Annotated in this window: 15 protein-coding genes and 1 pseudogene; 5 read left to right on the forward strand and 11 right to left on the reverse strand. The window is 69.8% G+C overall.

All coding sequences use genetic code 11. From position 1 onward, the window contains the following. Position 1 precedes the first annotated feature (1 nt). From GFK26_RS10830 to GFK26_RS10840, 3 genes are all read right to left on the reverse strand, one after another. The gene (locus tag GFK26_RS10830; RefSeq protein ID WP_416222566.1) at positions 2–961 is read right to left on the reverse strand and encodes a Bug family tripartite tricarboxylate transporter substrate binding protein; all 960 of its coding nucleotides are present in this window, start codon (positions 959–961) and stop codon (positions 2–4) included. A gap of 74 nt (positions 962–1,035) precedes the next feature. Next, complete coding sequence (locus tag GFK26_RS10835) at positions 1,036–3,153, reverse strand: acetate--CoA ligase family protein (RefSeq protein ID WP_153281970.1); 2,118 nt, start codon at positions 3,151–3,153, stop codon at positions 1,036–1,038. Positions 3,154–3,170: 17 nt separating this feature from the next. After that, on the reverse strand, positions 3,171–4,232 hold the full coding sequence (locus GFK26_RS10840) for a porin (RefSeq protein ID WP_153281971.1): 1,062 nt from the start codon (positions 4,230–4,232) through the stop codon (positions 3,171–3,173). Positions 4,233–4,515: 283 nt separating this feature from the next. Here GFK26_RS10840 and GFK26_RS10845 point away from each other — a divergent pair, with 283 nt between their 5' ends. Next, positions 4,516–5,139, forward strand: coding sequence for a Crp/Fnr family transcriptional regulator (locus tag GFK26_RS10845; RefSeq protein WP_228121966.1), 624 nt, complete (start codon positions 4,516–4,518; stop codon positions 5,137–5,139). Positions 5,140–5,155: 16 nt separating this feature from the next. On the opposite strand, the gene GFK26_RS10850 is transcribed toward GFK26_RS10845, so the two are convergent. From GFK26_RS10850 to GFK26_RS10880, 7 genes are all read right to left on the reverse strand, one after another. Beyond that, positions 5,156–5,779, reverse strand: a complete 624-nt coding sequence (locus GFK26_RS10850) for a YdeI/OmpD-associated family protein (protein WP_153281973.1) — start codon at positions 5,777–5,779, stop codon at positions 5,156–5,158. Further along, on the reverse strand, positions 5,767–6,723 hold the full coding sequence (locus GFK26_RS10855; RefSeq protein ID WP_099793091.1) for a phosphatidate cytidylyltransferase: 957 nt from the start codon (positions 6,721–6,723) through the stop codon (positions 5,767–5,769). The genes GFK26_RS10850 and GFK26_RS10855 overlap by 13 nt, the downstream gene beginning before the upstream one ends. Beyond that, entirely contained in the window at positions 6,720–7,385 is a 666-nt protein-coding gene (locus GFK26_RS10860; RefSeq protein WP_153285927.1) for a lysophospholipid acyltransferase family protein, read from the reverse strand. The genes GFK26_RS10855 and GFK26_RS10860 overlap by 4 nt, the downstream gene beginning before the upstream one ends. Before the next feature lie 62 nt (positions 7,386–7,447). Next, the gene (locus GFK26_RS10865) at positions 7,448–7,888 is read right to left on the reverse strand and encodes a hypothetical protein (RefSeq protein ID WP_153281974.1); all 441 of its coding nucleotides are present in this window, start codon (positions 7,886–7,888) and stop codon (positions 7,448–7,450) included. Then, positions 7,881–9,221 carry a phosphatase PAP2/dual specificity phosphatase family protein gene (locus GFK26_RS10870; protein ID WP_153281975.1) on the reverse strand — a complete coding sequence of 447 codons (1,341 nt, stop codon included), beginning with the start codon at positions 9,219–9,221 and terminating at the stop codon, positions 7,881–7,883. The genes GFK26_RS10865 and GFK26_RS10870 overlap by 8 nt, the downstream gene beginning before the upstream one ends. Next, positions 9,218–10,984 carry a bifunctional alpha/beta hydrolase/class I SAM-dependent methyltransferase gene (locus GFK26_RS10875; RefSeq protein WP_153281976.1) on the reverse strand — a complete coding sequence of 589 codons (1,767 nt, stop codon included), beginning with the start codon at positions 10,982–10,984 and terminating at the stop codon, positions 9,218–9,220. Before GFK26_RS10875 ends, GFK26_RS10870 begins: the two co-directional genes overlap by 4 nt. Positions 10,985–11,020: 36 nt before the next feature. Continuing rightward, positions 11,021–11,635, reverse strand: coding sequence for a CDP-alcohol phosphatidyltransferase family protein (locus GFK26_RS10880; protein ID WP_153281977.1), 615 nt, complete (start codon positions 11,633–11,635; stop codon positions 11,021–11,023). 169 nt (positions 11,636–11,804) lie between these two features. Here GFK26_RS10880 and ruvB point away from each other — a divergent pair. Both ruvB and dmeF read left to right on the forward strand, forming a co-directional pair. Next, positions 11,805–12,868: pseudogene (ruvB, locus tag GFK26_RS10885) on the forward strand (Holliday junction branch migration DNA helicase RuvB). Between the two features lie 7 nt (positions 12,869–12,875). Further along, positions 12,876–13,829, forward strand: coding sequence for a CDF family Co(II)/Ni(II) efflux transporter DmeF (gene dmeF, locus GFK26_RS10890; RefSeq protein WP_153281978.1), 954 nt, complete (start codon positions 12,876–12,878; stop codon positions 13,827–13,829). Positions 13,830–13,950: 121 nt separating this feature from the next. On the opposite strand, the gene GFK26_RS10895 is transcribed toward dmeF, so the two are convergent. Beyond that, positions 13,951–15,699, reverse strand: a complete 1,749-nt coding sequence (locus tag GFK26_RS10895) for a lysoplasmalogenase family protein (RefSeq protein ID WP_153281979.1) — start codon at positions 15,697–15,699, stop codon at positions 13,951–13,953. Between the two features lie 94 nt (positions 15,700–15,793). On the opposite strand from GFK26_RS10895, the gene GFK26_RS10900 reads away from it, so the two are divergent. Together GFK26_RS10900 and GFK26_RS10905 are read left to right on the forward strand one after the other, a co-directional pair. Continuing rightward, on the forward strand, positions 15,794–16,663 hold the full coding sequence (locus tag GFK26_RS10900; RefSeq protein ID WP_153281980.1) for a UDP-2,3-diacylglucosamine diphosphatase: 870 nt from the start codon (positions 15,794–15,796) through the stop codon (positions 16,661–16,663). Between the two features lie 141 nt (positions 16,664–16,804). Next, the gene (locus GFK26_RS10905) at positions 16,805–18,007 is read left to right on the forward strand and encodes an acyl-CoA dehydrogenase family protein (protein WP_153281981.1); all 1,203 of its coding nucleotides are present in this window, start codon (positions 16,805–16,807) and stop codon (positions 18,005–18,007) included. Positions 18,008–18,012 lie beyond the last annotated feature (5 nt).

The raw sequence follows: 18,012 nt of genomic DNA on the forward strand, positions 1-18,012 counted from the left end.
TTCAATCGAGCTTCACGCCCGTGGCCTGCGTGAGCTTCAGCGTCACGGGCAGGAGGGCCTTGTAGGCCGCGGTGGCTTCGGGCGGCAGGTTGCCCACGGGCTCGGCGCCGAGTTCCTCGATGCGCCGGCTCACCTCGGGCTGGCGCACCACCGCGCTGACCTCGCGGCCCAGGCGCTCGATGACGGCATCGGGCGTCTTCGCGGGCGCCATCAGCGAGGTCGGTCCGGTCATCGCATAGACCTCGTCGGGGTAGCCCTGCTCGGCGAAGGTCGGCACGTCGGGCAGCGCGCGGGCGCGCCGCGTGCCGGCCACGGCCAGCGGGCGCAGCTTGCCGGCCTTGATGTACGGCTGCAGCGTGGTGATCGAGCCCACGGTCATCTGGATCACGCCGCCGATCAGGTCGATCGCCATCGGGCTTTCGCCCTTGTAGGGCACGTGCATCGTCTGCAGGCCGTAGGCCTTGTCCATGTACACCTGCACCTGGTGCGGCTGCGTGCCCGGGCCCCACGAGCCCATCGAATACTTGCCGGGCGTGGCCTTCACGGTGGCGATCAGGCTCTTGAAGTCTGTGGCCTGAACCGAAGGGTGCACCGCCAGCACGGTGCGCGTGGTGGCGATGTCCGACACCATGCGCAGGTCGGTGCGCGGGTCGTAGGGCAGCTTGCTGTAGAGCACCAGGTTCGCCGTGACGGGGCCCGGCACCGTGAGCAGCAGCGTGTAGCCGTCGGGCGGGCTCTTGGCGACGTAGTCGGTGCCGATGATCCCGCCCGCGCCGCTGCGGTTCTCGACCACCACCGGCTGGTCCAGCCGCTTGGACAGCCCCTCCGCCACGAGCCGCGCGAGGATGTCGGTCGAGCCGCCCGCCTGGTACTGCACGATGATGCGCACGGGCTTGGAGGGGAAGGGCGCCTCCGTCGCTGCCGCTGCCATGCCTGCCGCGAGGGCCAGCGCCACTCCCATGCCGAGTGCGCGCGAAAGGCCGTTCTTCGATGTCGTCGTCATGCGATGTCTCCGGTGGTTGTTGTGATCGTTCGTCAGGGTGCGCGGCCGACGACCAGCGCGTCGACCGCCACGCAGCCGCCCTCGGCCTGCGGGCGTGCGATCAGCGGGTTGATCTCGGCGCTGTCGAGCGAGTCGCCCGCGCGCTGTGCAAAGTCGGCGAGCGCGCACAGCGCATCGGCGATCGAATCGAGGTCCGCCGGCGGCCGGCCGCGTGCGCCGTTCAGGATCGCGAAGGCGCGCAGCTCGCGCACCATCGCCAGTGCGTCGTCGCGCGTGATGGGCAGCGCGCGCAACGACACGTCGCGCAGCGTCTCGACGTGGATGCCGCCCAAGCCGAACATCAGCACCGGCCCGAACACCGGGTCGCGGTGCACGCCCGCGATGCACTCGACGCCGCCGGTCAGCATGCGCGCCACCAGCGCGCCGTCGAGCCGTGCGTCGGGCCGCGCCGTGAGCGCGTGGTCGCGTGTGCGTTCGAAGGCAGCGCGCGCCTGCGCCGCGCCGCGCAGGCCGAGCGCCACGCCGCCGACGTCCGACTTGTGCGGGATGTCGGCGCTGACGATCTTCACCACCACCGCATCGCCGAGCACGTCGGCGGCGGCAGCCGCTTCGTCGGCGCTGCGCACCACGCGGTGCGCGACCACGGGCACGCCGGCGTCGGCGAGCAGTGCGAGCGCGTCGGGTTCGGACATCGTGCCGGGGGCGAGCGTCAACGACGCCTTGATGGATGCGGGCGCCGCAGCCACTTCCGCCGCAGGCTTCAGCCCCGCCAGCGCAGCGATCGTGCGGATGCCGTCCGACGGATCGGCAAACACCAGGCAGCGCATCGCCTCGAGCTCGGCGCGACGTTCGGGCGACAGCAGCGTGCTCACCGCCAGCAGCGTGTCGGGATAAGCCTCGCGCAGCGAAGTCACGAGCGAGCGCAGCACCGGCCAGAACGCGTCCGACGCACCGGCGGCGGCGAGAAAGCCCATCCACGAGGCGAAGCCGCGGTCGTCGAGCATCACGCGCGCCGTGCGCTCGATGAGCGTCATGTCGTTGGTCACCTGCCCCGTGATGTCGACCGGGTTGCGCGGCGCCGCGAAGGGCACCCAGCTGCGCAGCGTGTCCTGCGCGGCATCGCCCAGCGGCTGGACGTCGAGGCCCTGCGCCGAGGCCTCGTCGGCCATCAGCGCGCCGACGCCGCCCGAGAGCGTGAACAGGCCGATCGAGCGGTCGCGCGGGCGGCCCGCCACGGCCGCGCTGTGGGCCAGGTCGAAGAACTCCGTGAGGTTGCGCGCGCGCAGCACGCCGTACTGGCGGAACACGGCGTCGTACACCGCGTCGTCGCCCGCCAGCGCGGCGGTGTGCGAGGCGGCGGCCTCGGCACCCAGCGCGGTGCGCCCGACCTTGACCATCACCACCGGCTTGCCGTTGGCCTGCGCCAGGGCCAGCGCCGCACGCAGGCGGGGGCCGTCGCGGCAGCCTTCCATGTAGGCCATGATCACGTCGGTGTCGGGGTCCTGTGCGAGCCAGGCCAGGCAGTCGGCGACCTGCACGTCGGCCTCGTTGCCGGTGGTGGCCCACAGCGACAGGCCGACGCCGCGCGCCCGCGCCATCGCGTACGCATAGGCGCCGAACGCGCCCGACTGGCTCACCAGCCCAATGCGCCCCGGCATCACGCGGCCCACGCCGGGCGCGGGCGAGAAGGTCGCGTACACATGGCGCGCCACGTTCATGAAGCCCAGGCAATTGGGGCCGACCAGCCGCACGCCGGCGGCACGCGCCTTGTCGCCGAGCCGCGCCTGCGCCGCCGCGCCCTCGGCGCCGACTTCGGCGAAGCCCGAGGAGAACAGCACCACGCCCTTCACGCCCGCCGCGATGGCGTCGTCGAGCGCACCGTCGACCAGCGCCGACGGCACCGCGAGGATCGCCAGGTCCACCGGCTGGCCGATGGCGCGCAGGCTCGGGAAGGCCGGCAGGTCCTGGATGCGGTCGGCGTTCGGGTTGACCGGGTAGAGCGCGCCCTCGAAGCCGAAGCGGCGCTGGTAGTCAACGGGAATGCCGCCGATCTTCAGCGCGTTGGACGAGGCGCCGACCACCGCGATGGAACGCGGCGCGAACAGCGCCGACAGGGATGCGGCTTGCGAGGAGAAGAAGTCGATGGGCATGTCGGAGGTGTCGGAAGTCAGAAGTTGTGGCGGATGCCGGTGGCGAGCACGCGCACGTCGTTGCCGCTGTGGGCGATCACCGGAATGGTCCCGAGCGAGGCCGAGGCGCCGTGCCGGTTCAGCAGGCGCAGCCAGCGCGCATAGACCACGGTGCGCTTGCTCAGGTAGTAGTCGTAGCCCAGCGTCCACGCCAGCTGCGAGCGTTCGCTCTCGGCGACCTTGCGCTGCGTGGCACCGAAGATCAGGTTCGAGGTGGGAGTCACGTTGTAGGTGGCGCCCAGGTTCACGAGCTTCGCGGTCGGCACATTCGGCAGGCTCGACGCATTGCGCACGTAGCTCGCATACAGCTGCAGGCCGATCGACGGCAGCTCGTACGAGCCGGTCAGCGCCTGGTAGGTCGTGGTGGCGGGCGAGGCCACGGGCGCCGCCGCCGAGCCCGAGCGTGCGCGCTGGAAGGCGTAGGCGATGTAGTAGGGCTTGCGGGCCCAGCCGACGTTGCCGCCGTAGACGTTGCCGCTCTGGTGGCTCAGCGCGCTCGATTCGCCGGGTGCGTAGGCGAGGTCGGCAAAGAACTCCATGCTGGCCGGCGTGCGGTAGCGCACCATGTTGCTGGCGCGCGCCGCAAAGGGCGTGATGCCTGTCTGCGCATCGGTGGCGGCCACGAGGTTGATCGGCGAGAACACCGAGTTCAGGCCATAGGGGTCGGCCTTGAAAAGCGCATAGAACATCGGCGTGTACATGCGGCCCGCGTCGATCTGGCCCCACGGCGCCGAGAAGCCGACGAACGACTGTCGGCTGAACGACATCGCGGGGCCGGGCAGCGTGCCGTTGCCGGTGTCGGGCGCAAAGCCGCTCTCCAGCGTGAAGTGCGCGCCCAGGCCGCCGCCGAGGTCTTCGGTGCCGCGAAAGCCGATGCGCGAGGCGGTCTGGCCGCCGTCTTCGAGGCGCGTCGACGATGCGGCGCCCGACTTGGCGTGCGCCACGTAGAGGTCGACCGTGCCGTAGACGGTGACGGTGCTCTGCGCGAGTGCAAGGGTGGAGGCCGCGAGCGCGAGGCCGGCGGTGGCTGTCTTCTTCATGGGGTGTTGTCTCCGGGTGTGGCGTGCCGCCTGCGGGTGCAGGTCGGTGCCGCTTGTGTGCTTGTCGATGTCCGGGGCTTACGATAGAAATGAAGACCCGCCAAATCTGTCAACGCTTTGACAGATTCGTGAACATCAAGGCAGGGAGAACCCGCTGGCCCGATCGACTGTTTCCACCCCCAAAGACGCGCTGAACGCCGAAGAGAGCGCCGATCTGCTCGAGCGCGCGCTGCGCTGGAACGAGCTCTTCTCGCACTGGCCCGACACGCTGCGCGCCGAACTCATGAAGTCGGCGCGCCTGGTGCGCTACCGCCGCCGCACGCAGGTGCTGGCGAGCGACCGCCGCAAGCGCGAGCTGCTGGCGGTGGTGTCAGGCTGCCTCGAAATCAGCAACATGAACCCGCAGGGGCGCAAGTACGTCAACGCGCTGCTCGGCCCCGGTCAGGTGGCGCCGCTGGTGCGCCTGCTGGCCGACGTGCCGCTGCCCTACGACTACCACGCGCACGAAGACTCGGTGATCGTCCACCTGCCGAGCGATGCCGTGATCGCGTTGCTCGACGCCGAGCCCGTGCTGTGGCGCGACGTGGCCAAGCTGGCCCTGCAGCGCCAGCGGCTGAGCGTGATGCTGCTGCAGGGCCAGATGCTGAACTCCGTGCGTGCGCGGGTGGCCGCCACGCTGACGAGCGTGATCCATTTCTACGGCATGCAGGTGAAGGCGGCGGCGAGCCTGCCCGTGCGCCTGTCGCAGAACGACCTCGCGGCGATGCTCGGGCTGTCGCGCCAGACCATCAACAAGGAGCTGGGGCGGCTGGTCGCCGAAGGCGTGATCGACATGAGCTACAAGCGCATCCGCATCGTGGACCCGGAGCGGCTCATGCTGATCGCGGCCGGCGCCGAGCCGCAATGAGCGGCGTTGCGTCAGCTCAGGGGTGGATCTTCTCGCCCTTGGCGAGCATCTCGACGAACTGCGCGATGCGACGGGCGCGTGTCTCGGGCTTCTTTGCGCCCTGCGTGCGGAACAGCACCGCATAGCGGTTGCGCGCATCCAGCGTGGCGAAGAAGGCCTTCGCGGTGCGGTTGGCGTCGAGCGCGGCCTGCAGGTCGGGCGGCACGGTCGCCACGCTGGCGGCGTCGTAGGCCGCGTCCCAGCGGCCGTCGGCGCGGGCACGTTCCACCTCGGCCAGGCCACCCGGCTGCATGCGGCCGTCGTCGATGAGCTTCAGCACCTTGTCGCGGTTGATCTTCGACCAGATGCTGCGCGCGGTGCGCGGCGTGAAGCGCTGCAAAAAGAACTGCGCGTCCTGGCTCTTGCGCTGGCCGTCGATCCAGCCGAAGCACAGCGCAATCTCCAGTGCCTCGGGGTGGTCGACGGAGGCGATGCCGCTGGCTTTCTTCGCGATGCGCAGCCAGACGCCGGCGTGCGTGGCGTGGTGCTTCTGGTACCAACGCAGCAGCGCTGCGGCGTCGGTGCATTCCAGCGGCGTGTCGTCGACGATGCGGTCCGTCTTGACCGCTGTCTTCTTCGCCGCCGGGCTCACGGCACCCACCAGTAGCGCAGTGCGTGGAAGTAGATCGGGGCCGCGAAGATCACCGAGTCGAGCCGGTCGAGCATGCCGCCGTGGCCTTCGATCATGGAGCCCCAGTCCTTCACGCCGCGGTCGCGCTTGATGGCCGACATCACGAGCCCGCCGAAGAAGCCGAGCAGGCAGATCATGAAGGCCATCAGCGCGGCTTGCCACGGGTTGAAGGGCGTGGCCCAGTACAGCGCCGCGCCCATCGCGGTGGCGCTGGCGACGCCGCCGATCAGGCCTTCCCAGGTCTTCGAAGGCGACAGCTCGGGCGCCACCTTGCGCTTGCCGAAGAGCTTGCCCCACACGTACTGCAGCACGTCGCTGCCCTGCACCACGATGACGAGGAAGGCGATCAGCAGCAGGTTGCGGCCCTCGAAGCCCGGAATCTGCAGCGTGAGCAGCGCCGGCACGTGGCTGATGCAGAACACGCACACCATCAGGCCCCACTGGATCTTCGAGGTGCGCTCCAGGAAGCGCTGCGTGTCGCCGCCCACGGCCGCCAAAATCGGCAGCAGCAGGAAGGCGTAGACGGGGATGTAGATCGAGTACAGCCCGTACCAGTCGATCCAGATCAGGAAGTACTGGCCCGGCAGCGCGACGAAGAAGGCCAGCGCAATCGCGCCGTGGTCGCCGCGCCGCGTGTAGGCCAGGCTGATGAACTCGCGCAGCGCATAGAACGAGATCAGGTAGAACAGCACGATCACGCCGCCCTTGCCGAAGGCAAAGGCCAGGCCGATCACCGCCACCATCACCCACCACGCGTTGACGCGCGAGTTGAGGTTGTCGATCACCGAGTGCGGCTGGCCGTGCGCCACGCGCCACTTGAGCAGCGCACCGATCGAAGAGGCGAGCACCAGCACACCGAAGACGCCGCCGAAGAGCTTGAAGGTGGTCCAGGCGAAGGGAGAGAGTTCGATCACGAGGCGGTCCCTCCGTTGGTCTCGATGCGGTCGTACTCGGGGCGCAGGTCGAGCATGGCGGTGCGCGCGCGGGCAAGGAAGGCGACCTTGTCTTCGCCTTCTTCGAGCTGGATCGGCGCGCCGAAGCGCACCGTGCAGGCCAGCGGAATCGGCACCAGCGTGCCCTTGGGCAGCACGCGTTTGAGGTTCTCGATCCACACCGGCACCAGCCGCACGGTGGGGCAGGCGCGCGCCAGGTGGAAGAGGCCGCTCTTGAGCGGCAGCAGGATGTCGTCGCCCGTGTTGCGCGTGCCCTCGGGGAACATGATGAGCGAGTCGCCGCCTTCCAGCGCCTCCTTCATCTGGTCGACCGGGTTGCCGCCCTGGCCCGAGCCGTCGCGGCGGATCATGAGCGCGTTGAACACGTCCTTGCCGATGAAGTTGCGCAGCTTCGAGGCCTCCCAGTAGTCCTGTCCGGCCACGGGCCGCGTGAGCGCGCGCAGGTCGGACGGCAGCGTGGCCCACAGCAGCACGAAGTCGCCGTGGCTCGTGTGGTTGGCGAAGTACAGCGTTTGCTCGGCCTTGGGCGTGGTGCCCGACCAGATCGCGCGCACGCCGGTCAGCAGGCCGGCCGCGCCGATGATGAGCTGGCCCGCCACCACCGCGAGCCCGCGGCGCACGATGGCACCGGGCCGGGCGCTGTCGTCGCTGCTGTCGTTCTTGTTGGTGCCGTTGTCGTTGTTGTTCAAGCGATTTCCTGTGTCATGAGGGCAAGCAGGAACAGCGCGTTCTGGCAGGCGATCACGATGGCGTGGCGCTGCATGAGTTGGCGGGTTCCCTGGACGCGGTCGGCGAGCGCGCGGGCACTGGGGTGCGGCGGCGGGTCACGCAGCCCGAGCACGGAGAGCGCGTTGTCCAGCGCGCCCAGCGTGGCGATCTGGCCGTTGGCCAGGCCTTCGAACAGCGCCTGGTCCAGACGCAGCCGGAAGGCGAAGTAGCGTTCGATCACGCCCAGCACCATCACCCCCGCAAAAGCCAGGATGGCGGTGTTCGACAGCCCGCGCAGCGTGAGCGCCAGCACCAGCGCCGCGATGCAGGTGAGCGCAAGGCCCAGGAAGGCGAGCACGGCCGCCGCGCGCAACAGGCCGGCCAGGGTGGTGCAGGTGGCGCGTTCGTTGTCAGTCATGGCGCGAGGGTCCTCCAAGGGGGTCGAGTGCGGTGCGCCAGGCGGCGTGCAGCACGATCTGGGGGCGTGCGCGGCGCACGGTGTCTTCGGCGTGGGCCAGACCGTGGTCGCGGCCCAGCCAGGCGATCACGGCGCCGGCGCTGCGCGAGAAGCCCAGCGCGCAGCAGACCCACACGGCCGTGCCGTCGGCCACTGCCGCGCGGCGCTGGCCTTCGATGACGGCCGCCGCGCGGCGCAGGCGCACGGGCGGCGGCACCACGAGGTCGAGCAGCGGCACGCAGCGCGCATGCGTGGGCGGCACACCGGCCGGCAGTTGCAGCTCGGCGCACAGGCTCACGAGCCTCGGCTGGCCGGCGGCAAGCCATTCGGCCTGCGTGGGGCGCCGGCCGAGCCAAAGGCCCGGCACCACCTCGACCGAGGCCGGCAGCTTGCGCGTCCAGAGCCACACGTTGAAGGCCGCGCCCAGGCGATAGGGCGCCAACAGCCAGCGCGCCGCCCAGCCCATGCGGCCGTGGCCGTCCATCTGGAAACCGCGCGCGCCGAAGCCGAGGTAATTGAGCGACACCAGCGCAAGTGCTGCCGCCGGCCACGCCAGCCACAGCGCCACGCCGCCCGTCGCCAGCGCCGCGAACAGGCACAGCACCGCGCCCACGGCGTAGAAGCCCGCGAGCTTCAGCCGCTGCGGATCGCGCGCCAGGCGCCATGCGCGCAGCATCGACACGCGGCGCGCCATCGGCCACAGCCACACGCAGAAGATGCCGAGCAGCGCGCCGGTCGGGATGTCGATGAAGTGGTGCTGCCAGGTCGTGAGCACCGAAGCGCAGATCGCGAAGGCCCACACATGCAGCACCAGCCGCGCCCACAGCGGCCGGATGAAACGCCGGTACCAGTCCCACAGGATCACGGCCAGCGCGATGTGCAGCGAGGGCGCCTGGTTGTAGGGCTGGTCGAAGCCGCGCAGCGCGTTGAACAGGAAGGCCGGCGCGCCCTCCACCGGCGGCTGGCCGAAGCTGAAGTGCAGCGGCCAGAAGATGAAGCAGGTGCAGGCGATGAGCGTGGCGCTCACGAGCCGCAGCGCATGCCGGTCGAGCGTGTGGCGGTCGCGCGCCAGGAACAGCGATAGCGCGTAGAAGACGTTGATGGTCCAGTACGGAAAGATCGTCCAGGCCCAGAAGGGCAGCTGCCGCTCCCAGTCGAAGGCCATCGACGGCACGCTGGCGCGCGTGGTGGCCCACCAGTTGGCGAAGCCGTAGGTCGCATAGAACAGCGGCCCCAGAAACACCAGCCACGCGGCGGCGCGTTTCCACGGCCGGGGCGCCAGCCGGGCGGTCATTGCGCGACGCGCACCGCCAGAGACACCGTGAAGATCCCCCACTCGTCCACGCGCTGGTCGATCTTGCGGAAGCCCGCCTCTTCGACCAGCTGGTCCATCTCGGCCTGCGTGCGCCGGCGCATCACCCAGGCTTCGCCCTGGCGGTGGCTGGTGAGCGCGCGGGCGATCATTTCGAGCTGCGGGTGCCACGGCTGGCCGGTGTAGACCAGGTAGCCGCGGTCTTCCACCGCGTCGCCCACGCCCGCGAGCGAGCGGCGCACCATCTCGTTGTCGGGGAACAGCTCGTACAGGCCCGACACCACGGCCAGCGTGGGCCGCGGCGTCACGCTCGCAAGGCTCATGCGGTCGAAGGCGTCGGCCTGCACGAACTGGGCGACGTCTTCCAGGCCCTTCTCGGCGATCAGGGCCGTGCCGTCGCGCACGTTGATGTCGCTGTAGTCGCGCAGCAGCACCGAGCTGGCTTTCACCGGGCTGGCCAGCACCGCGTCGAGCACGTAGCGGCCATGGCCGGCCGCGATGTCCATGAGCCGCACCTCGCGGTGCATCTCGACCAGCCGCTCCATCGCGATGCGCAGCAGCTCTTCGACGTGGACCTTGCGCTGCCGGATGCCGCGCCAGCCGATGGAGTCGAGGTAGGTGCGGTCGACCGAGCGGCCCAGCGCGCCCTTGCCCTGCGGCTGGTTGCGGTAGACGTAGTCGAGCGTGCTGCCCGAGTCGAAGCCGGTGGCGTGACCCAGCGCCACGCCGCTGGACAGCGCGCCGCCCACGCGCAGCCCGCCGCGCGTGATCGCCCAGTAGGCGCCGCGCGGCGACAGCGGCGAGAGCGGTTCGGCCAGCGCGCGCGATTCGTCGGCCGTGTGGCCGCTCAGGTGCGCCTCGCGCAGGTCGACCGGCACGGCCGGCTCGTCGAAGCGCTGCAGGATGAATTCGCGGATCGACGCCACCGCGGGCTCCCGGTCTTTCTCGCCCAGCGTGTCGTGGAAGAAGCCCGGCAGCACCGTCTTCGTCTTCACGGCGCTGCCCAGCCGGTCGAAGAACTGGTGCTGCGGCTTGTGGTGCACCACCCAGTCGGCGCCCGAGATGAGCAGCTGCACCGGCAGCGTGATCGCGTTGGCGTCGGCCACCACGCGGTCGGCCGCCTCGTACAGGCCCAGCAGGATGTTGACGGCGATGGGGCGCGAGATCAGCGGGTCGTTCGTGTAGCTCTCGATGCGCGCGGGGTCGTGCGTGAGGAACTTCGGCTTCACGTAGCTGTTCACGAAGAACAGCCCGCGCAGCTTGTGCATGAGCGCCAGCCCCGGCCGCGCGAACGGCACGTAGAGCTTGACCTTGAAGGCCGGCGAAGCCAGCGTGAGGCCGCGCACCTTGGGCGCGTAGTCGTGCGCCCAGGTGGCGATCAGCACCGCGCCCACGCTCTGCGCGACCACGTGGATGTCGTGCTCGGGCACGCCGTGTGCGGCGGCGATGTGCTGCACGAAGGTCTGCACGTCGCGTACCGAGGTGCCGAAGCTGGGGCTGTAGCCGCGCGGGCCTGGCGAGCGGCCGTGGCCGCGCGCGTCCCAGGCGAAGAAGTCGAAATCGGGCAGGTTGAGCTCGTCGACCAGGTGCGCCATGCGCGCGCCGTGTTCGTGGCCGCGGTGGAACAGCAGCACGGCACCGCGCCGTGCGCCGCTGGTGGCCGGCCAGTGGCGGTAGAACAGCGATTCGCCGTCGTGCGTGCGGAAGTGGTGCTCGGCGGCGACGCGGGGTGCGGAAAGGGTCATGAGTGGGTTCTTTTCTATTTATTTGTGTGGGGTGTTTCAGGCGGCGGGCGCCTCAGCCTCGGCCAGTGCGCGGCGGATGCGGTTGACGACCGTCCAGGCCACCAGCGCAGCCAGCAGCGGCATCAACAGCGCCGTCCAGCCCGGCAGCGGCCCGCCAAGGGCCACATACAACCCGAGCGCGCCGAACACGAAGGCCCGGTCGCTCTTGCCCATCGGCCCGTCGTAGCGGCGCGAGGCGCCCACGGTCGGGCCCAGCGCGCCGGCGAATTCGCTCAGCCCGGCCAGCACGATGACCGTGCCGACCCAGAACGGCGCGAACGGCACCACCAGCGCAAAGGGCAGGTAGAGCGCGGCGTCGGAGACCACGTCGGTGAGTTCGTTGAGGAAGGCGCCCAGCTTGCTCTGCTGGTGGTGTTCGCGGGCCAGCATGCCGTCGATGGCGTTGAAGGCCATGCGCAGGAACATCCAGGCGGGAATCAGGCCGAAGGCCGCCAGCGAGGGCGCGGCGAAGAACAGCCAGAGCCCGAGCCCGACCGACACCGCGCAGGCCGCCAGCGTCACCTGGTTGGCCGTCACGCCCATCGCATGCAGCCGGACCACGAGCGGTCGCAGCAGTGCCTGGAAACGCGGTTTCAGTTCGTAGATGGACACGCCTGACCTTCCCCTCGTTTTGTTGTAGTGGCCGATCATTCTGCCAGTGTGAAAAGTGGGCCGGACGCCCGGCACTTCGCGCTCTCGCCGCCCCCCGAGGGGGCACTCGCCCGCCGGGGGCGGCCCGGCGCGGCACCCGGACTAAACTTGCTCCCGAAGCCCTACCCCAATGACCATCCAGACCGACGATTTCGCCCCCGCCCCGCAACGCGTGGTGTCCGCCGCCCCGCCTCGCCCAACGAGGAGGCGATCGAGCGGGCCTTGCGGCCCAAGCTGCTCGACGAATACGTCGGCCAGGCCAAGGTGCGCGAGCAGCTCGAGATCTTCATCGGCGCGGCGCGCAAGCGCAAAGAGGCGCTCGACCACGTGCTGCTGTTCGGCCCGCCGGGCCTGGGCAAGACCACGCTGTCGCACATCATTGCGGCCGAACTGGGCGTCAACCTGCGCCAGACCTCGGGCCCGGTGCTCGAGAAGCCCAAGGACCTGGCGGCGCTGCTGACCAACCTCGAGCCGAACGACGTGCTCTTCATCGACGAAATTCACCGCCTGAGCCCGGTCGTCGAAGAAATTCTGTACCCCGCGCTGGAGGACTACCAGATCGACATCATGATCGGCGAGGGCCCCGCGGCGCGCAGCATCAAGCTCGACCTGCAGCCCTTCACGCTGGTGGGCGCCACCACGCGCGCCGGCATGCTGACCAACCCGCTGCGCGACCGCTTCGGCATCGTCGCGCGGCTGGAGTTCTACACGCCCGAAGAACTCGCGCTCATCGTGACCCGCAGCGCCCGCCTGCTCAAGGTCGAGACCGACGCGGCCGGCGGCTTCGAGATCGCGCGCCGTTCGCGCGGCACGCCCCGCATCGCCAACCGCCTGCTGCGCCGCGTGCGCGACTATGCCGAGGTGAAGGGCGACGGCCGCATCACCGAAGACATCGCCCACAAGGCACTCGCCATGCTCGACGTCGACCCGCAGGGCTTCGACCTCATGGACCGCAAGCTGCTCGAGGCCGTGATCCACCGCTTCGACGGCGGCCCGGTCGGCCTGGACAACGTGGCGGCCAGCATCGGCGAAGAGCGCGACACCATCGAAGACGTGATCGAGCCGTACCTGATCCAGCAGGGTTATCTGCAACGCACGCCGCGCGGGCGCATCGCCACGCTCGCGGCCTATCGCCACCTGGGCGTGACGCCGCCGTCGAGCCGCTCGGACGGACAAGACCTTTTCGGAGCCTGAGAATTCCATGCACACCCACGACCTGAGCGCCTGGCAGCACGACCATCATTTCGGCGCCGGCAACGCCGCCGCCGAACGCAGCACCCGCCTCGTGATGTGGATCACCGCCGCCATGATGGTGGTCGAGATCGGCGCCGGCTGGTGGTTCAACTCCATGGCGCTGCTGGCCGACGGCTGGCACATGAGTTCGCACACGCTGGCCATCGGCCTGAGCGCCTTTGCCTACGCCGCCGCACGGCGCTACGCCCGCGACCCGCGCTTTGCCTTCGGCACCTGGAAGATCGAAGTGCTCGGCGGCTTCGCGAGCGCGCTGCTGCTGCTCGGCGTCGCCGCGCTCATGGTGGTCGGTTCGCTGGAGCGGCTGTGGTCGCCCGTGGCCATTCACTACCCCGAGGCCATCTCGATCGCGGTGCTGGGCCTGGTGGTGAACCTGGTCTGCGCACGGCTCTTGGGGCATTCGCACGATCACCATGGCCATGGGCACGACCACCACGGCCATGATCACCATGACCACGATCACGGCCACGACCTCAACCTGCGCTCCGCCTACCTGCACGTGGTGGCCGACGCCGCCACCTCGGTGCTCGCCATCGCGGCGCTGCTGGGCGGCTGGTTCTACGGCTGGTCCTGGCTCGACCCGGCCATGGGCATCGTCGGCGCCGTGCTCGTCGCCGTCTGGGCCAAGGGCCTGCTGAAGGAAACCGGCAAGGTCCTCCTCGACCGCGAGATGGACCACCCCGTCACCGAAGAAATCCGCGAAGGCGTCGAGACGATGCTGGCCGATTCCGAAACCCGCGTGGCCGACCTGCACGTCTGGCGCGTCGGCCGCGATGCGTACGCCTGCGCGCTGACGGTGGTGACGCACTCGGCCACGCTGACGGCCGACCAGGTGCGGGCGTGCTTCTCTATGCACGAGGAGATCCGGCACTCGACGGTGGAGATTCAGCGCTGCGCTGAGTAGGTCGGGGTCTTGCTCCTTCCCCCTCTGGGGGAAGGCTGGGATGGGGGCAGGCAGAGCGCCCGATGGATGCGCCGCGTGCCCCCACCCCAACCCTCCCCGGAAGGGGGGAGAAAGACAGAAGTCAGGCCCCCGGCCGGCGGATGTGCCGCACGATCAACATCTGCGCCGTGTAGTACGTCGCCAGCACCCACAGCGACGCCAGCAGCAGCGGCGACACGAACCGGTTGATCGCCAGCAGCGCATCACTCAGCATGAAGAAGCAGGCGCCCACCGCCACCCACAGCGCGGCTGGGTCGCCTGAACGCAGCACCGCCGCACGCCCGATCGCCTGGGCCGCCATGCAGGCGATCACCACCACATAGAACCCGACCGGGATGCGCAGCGCCACCGGCAGGCCGCCCTGCCACAAGAAGGCGTACATGCCCGCGCCGATCAGCAGCGTGGCCGCCAGTGCGCGGGGGCGCGGGAACAGACCGACGCCGATGCGGAACAGCGCGATGTACGCCAGGTGCGCGAGCAGGAAGCACACGAGCCCGGGCACGAACAGGTTCGCCGGCCCCATCAGCAGCACGTCACCCGCGAGCGAGGCGACGAGGCCGGCGAGCAGCAGCGCATCGAAGCGCGTCATGCCGCCGGGCTGCTGTTGCGCGCGGCGGGCCGCGAAGACGATCGCGATCGCCAAGGCCAGCGGCTTGCAGACGAGGTGCAACCAGCCGATGCCCAATGCCGCGCTCGCCGTCGCCAGTGCGGCCGCCTCGACCAGCAGCACCTCGGTGACCGAGAGCCGCCCCTGCAGCACCGCGCCGACCGCCCACAGCCCGGCCGTGAGCGCGGCCAGCCAGACGGCAGCCTGTGGCAACGGAAGGGCGTCGGCAGACCAGAGGAACACGCTCACCGCGGCCAGCAGCCCAAGGAACTGCAGGCCCGCGAACCACTGCACGCCGCGGCCCACCACGGGCTCGTAGCGCGTCACCTGCGCGATGTCGAAAGCCGGCTTCGGGTAGCGCGCCGCCACGTCGTCGGGGCGCCAGCCAGGCGGCTTGAACCACACGCGCAGCTTGTCGGACCAGCGGCGCGCGTGCCACGAATCGCGCGCCAGCGCCCAGTACACCTCGGCGTTGGCCCACAGCGGGTCCCAGCTTTTCAGCTCGCCGCGCGTGCCGTAGACGCAGCGTTCGTCTTCTTCGCGGAAGGTGCCGAAGAGGCGGTCCCACACGATCAGCACGCCGCCGTAGTTGCGGTCGAGGTACGTGTCGTTCACCGCGTGGTGCACGCGGTGGTTCGAGGGCGAGCAGAACCAGCGGTCGAACCAGCCCAGCTTGCCGACCTGCTCGGTGTGCACCCAGAACTGATAGAGCAGGTCGATGAGCGCGACCACGCCGAACACCAGCGGCGGCACGCCGGCCACGGCCATGGGCAGGTAGAAGACCCAGCCCAGCAGCGCGCCGCTCGACGTCTGCCGCAGCGCGGTCGACAGGTTGTAGTGCTGGCTCTGGTGATGCACCACATGCGCCGCCCACAGCACGGCCGACTCGTGGCCCATGCGGTGCAGCCAGTAGTAGCAGAAGTCGTAGAACACCAGCGCCAGCAGCCAGCCGTACCAGGTGGTCCAGAACTCGCGCGCCGCGTCTTGTGGAAAGAGCGCCACTGCCGAATACACGGCCGTGTAGATGCCGATGCGCAGCAGCCCCGTGAGCACCGCACTGATCTGGCTCAGCATGCCCAGCCCGATGCTGTTCACGGCGTCGGCCAGGCGGTAGGTGTCCTGCCCGGTGCCGCGCCGGGCGCGCGCGCGACCGACCGCGAACTCGATCGCGATGAGCAAAAAGAACACGGGGGACGCGAGAACGATGATCTGGCCAGGGCGCATCGTGCGATTGTGGCGTTGCCCTGCGGCCACGCGTCACCGGGATGTCACGGAGTCGCCATCGTGCGGTCACGCGCGGCTGCGAACCTACCGGACCATGCAACGCGACGACGCTTTCCTTCGCGCCTGGCGCGACACCGCGATCCAGCCTCCCGAGCCGGAGGACGACGATGCGGCGCGTCCGGCGCTGCGCTATCGCACCCTCTGGATCTCCGACCTGCACCTGGGCACGCCCGGCTGCCAGGCCCGGGCGCTGCTCGACTTCCTGAAGTACACCGAGTGCGAGACCCTGTTCCTGGTCGGCGACATCATCGACGGCTGGCAGCTCAAGCGCCACTGGTACTGGCCGCAGGCGCACAACGACGTGATCCAGAAGCTGTTGCGCAAGGCGCGCAAGGGCACGCGCGTGATCTTCATTCCGGGTAACCACGACGAGTTCGCCCGCAAGTACCTCAACCACAACTTCGGCGGCATCGACGTGGCCGACGAATGGATCCACGAAACCGCCGACGGCCGCAAGCTGTGGATCATTCACGGCGACCTGTTCGACGGCGTGATCCAGTGTGCCAAGTGGCTCGCCTACGTGGGCGACTCGCTCTACGAGTTCACGCTCAAGCTCAACCGCCACCTCAACTCGTTGCGCGCGCGCATGGGGCTGCCGTACTGGTCGCTCTCGAAATACCTGAAGGGCAAGGTCAAGCGCGCCGTGAGCTACGTGGGCGACTTCGAGAACGCCGTCGCCCGCGAGGCCCGCAACCGCGGCGCGCAGGGCGTGGTCTGCGGCCACATCCACCACGCCGAGATGCGCGACATCGACGGCATCCTGTACTGCAACGACGGCGACTGGGTGGAAAGCCTCACCGCGCTGGCCGAGCACGCCGATGGGACGCTGGAGATCATCGATTGGGCGCAGCACATGCCGGTCGGGACGCAAGCGGTGCCGGTGCGCGAAGCGGTCGTCGCCTGAACGTTTGGCCCCACGCGGGCCTTGACTGAAGAAAAAAGCGCTCATCGCCGTGATGGGGCGCGCACGTTCGTCCGATCCGACGATGCCGCGCCGGCGCGCGCGCCGCACACTTGCCGGGTGTGAACCCTGTGAGACAACACCATGGCCTGGACACTCAGCGCGGCAGAGACCGCGTTTCGCGACGAGGTTCGCGACTTTCTCGCGCGCGAGCTGACGCCTGAGCTGCGCGCCGCAGGGCGTCGCTGCTCCGGCATCTTCACCGACTACGCCGACGGCAACCGCTGGCACCGCGTGCTGGCCCAGCGCGGCTGGAGCGTGCCGCACTGGCCGGTGGAACACGGCGGCACCGGCTGGACGCCGATGCAGCATTACCTCTTCGCGAGCGAGCTGGCCGCTGCCGATGCGCCACCGCGTGCGCCCATGGGCCCCGGCATGGTCGCGCCGGTGATCATCGCCTTCGGCACCGAGGCGCAGAAGCAGGCCTGGCTGCCCGGCATCCGTTCGGGCGAAGACTACTGGTGCCAGGGCTACTCCGAGCCGCAGTCGGGCTCCGACCTGGCCTCGCTGCAATGCAAGGCAGTGCGTGATGGCGACGATTACGTCATCAACGGCACCAAGATCTGGACCACCCACGCGCAGTACGCCAACCGCATGTTCTGCCTCGTGCGCACGGCCTCGGGCGGCAAGGCGCAGCAGGGCATCAGCTTCCTGTGCTTCGACATCCCCCGGGCCGGCCTGACCATCCGCCCGATCATCAGCATCTCGGGCGACCACGAGCTCAACCAGGTGTTCTTCGACGACGTGCGCGTGCCCGCCAGCGGCCTCATCGGCGAGGAGAACCAGGGCTGGACGGTGGCCAAGTACCTGCTGCAGCACGAGCGCGGCGGGGCCTGGGCGCCGATGCTGCGCGCGCGTCTGCGCCGGCTGCGCACCGCCGCCGACAGCGCCTTCGCGGCCGCGGGCGAGTCCGCCGCCGACGAGGCGCGCGAGATGGCGCTGCGCCTGGCCGAGATGGACTGCGCCATCGATGCGGTCGAAGCCACCGAGCTGCAGTCGCTGCGCGCCCAGGCGCGTGGCGAGCCGCACGGCATCCGGCCCTCGTTGGGCAAGGTGATGGGCTCCGAACTGCGCCAGCGCCTGACCGAACTCGGCGTGGAAATCGCGGCCCACTATGCGGCGGCCGACCTGCCGCTGGACGACAGCCTGCAGGGCGCGCTCGCCATGCCCGAGGAGGCGGTGTTCTCGATGTCCGCGTACCTGAACGACCGCGCCGCATCGATCTACGCGGGCTCCAACGAAGTGCAGCGCAACATCATCGCGGCGCAGCTCCTGCAATCACGCTGAGGCCC

The organism is Variovorax paradoxus (assembly GCF_009498455.1).
In the GTDB taxonomy this organism is placed as follows: Bacteria; Pseudomonadota; Gammaproteobacteria; order Burkholderiales; family Burkholderiaceae_C; genus Variovorax; species Variovorax paradoxus_H.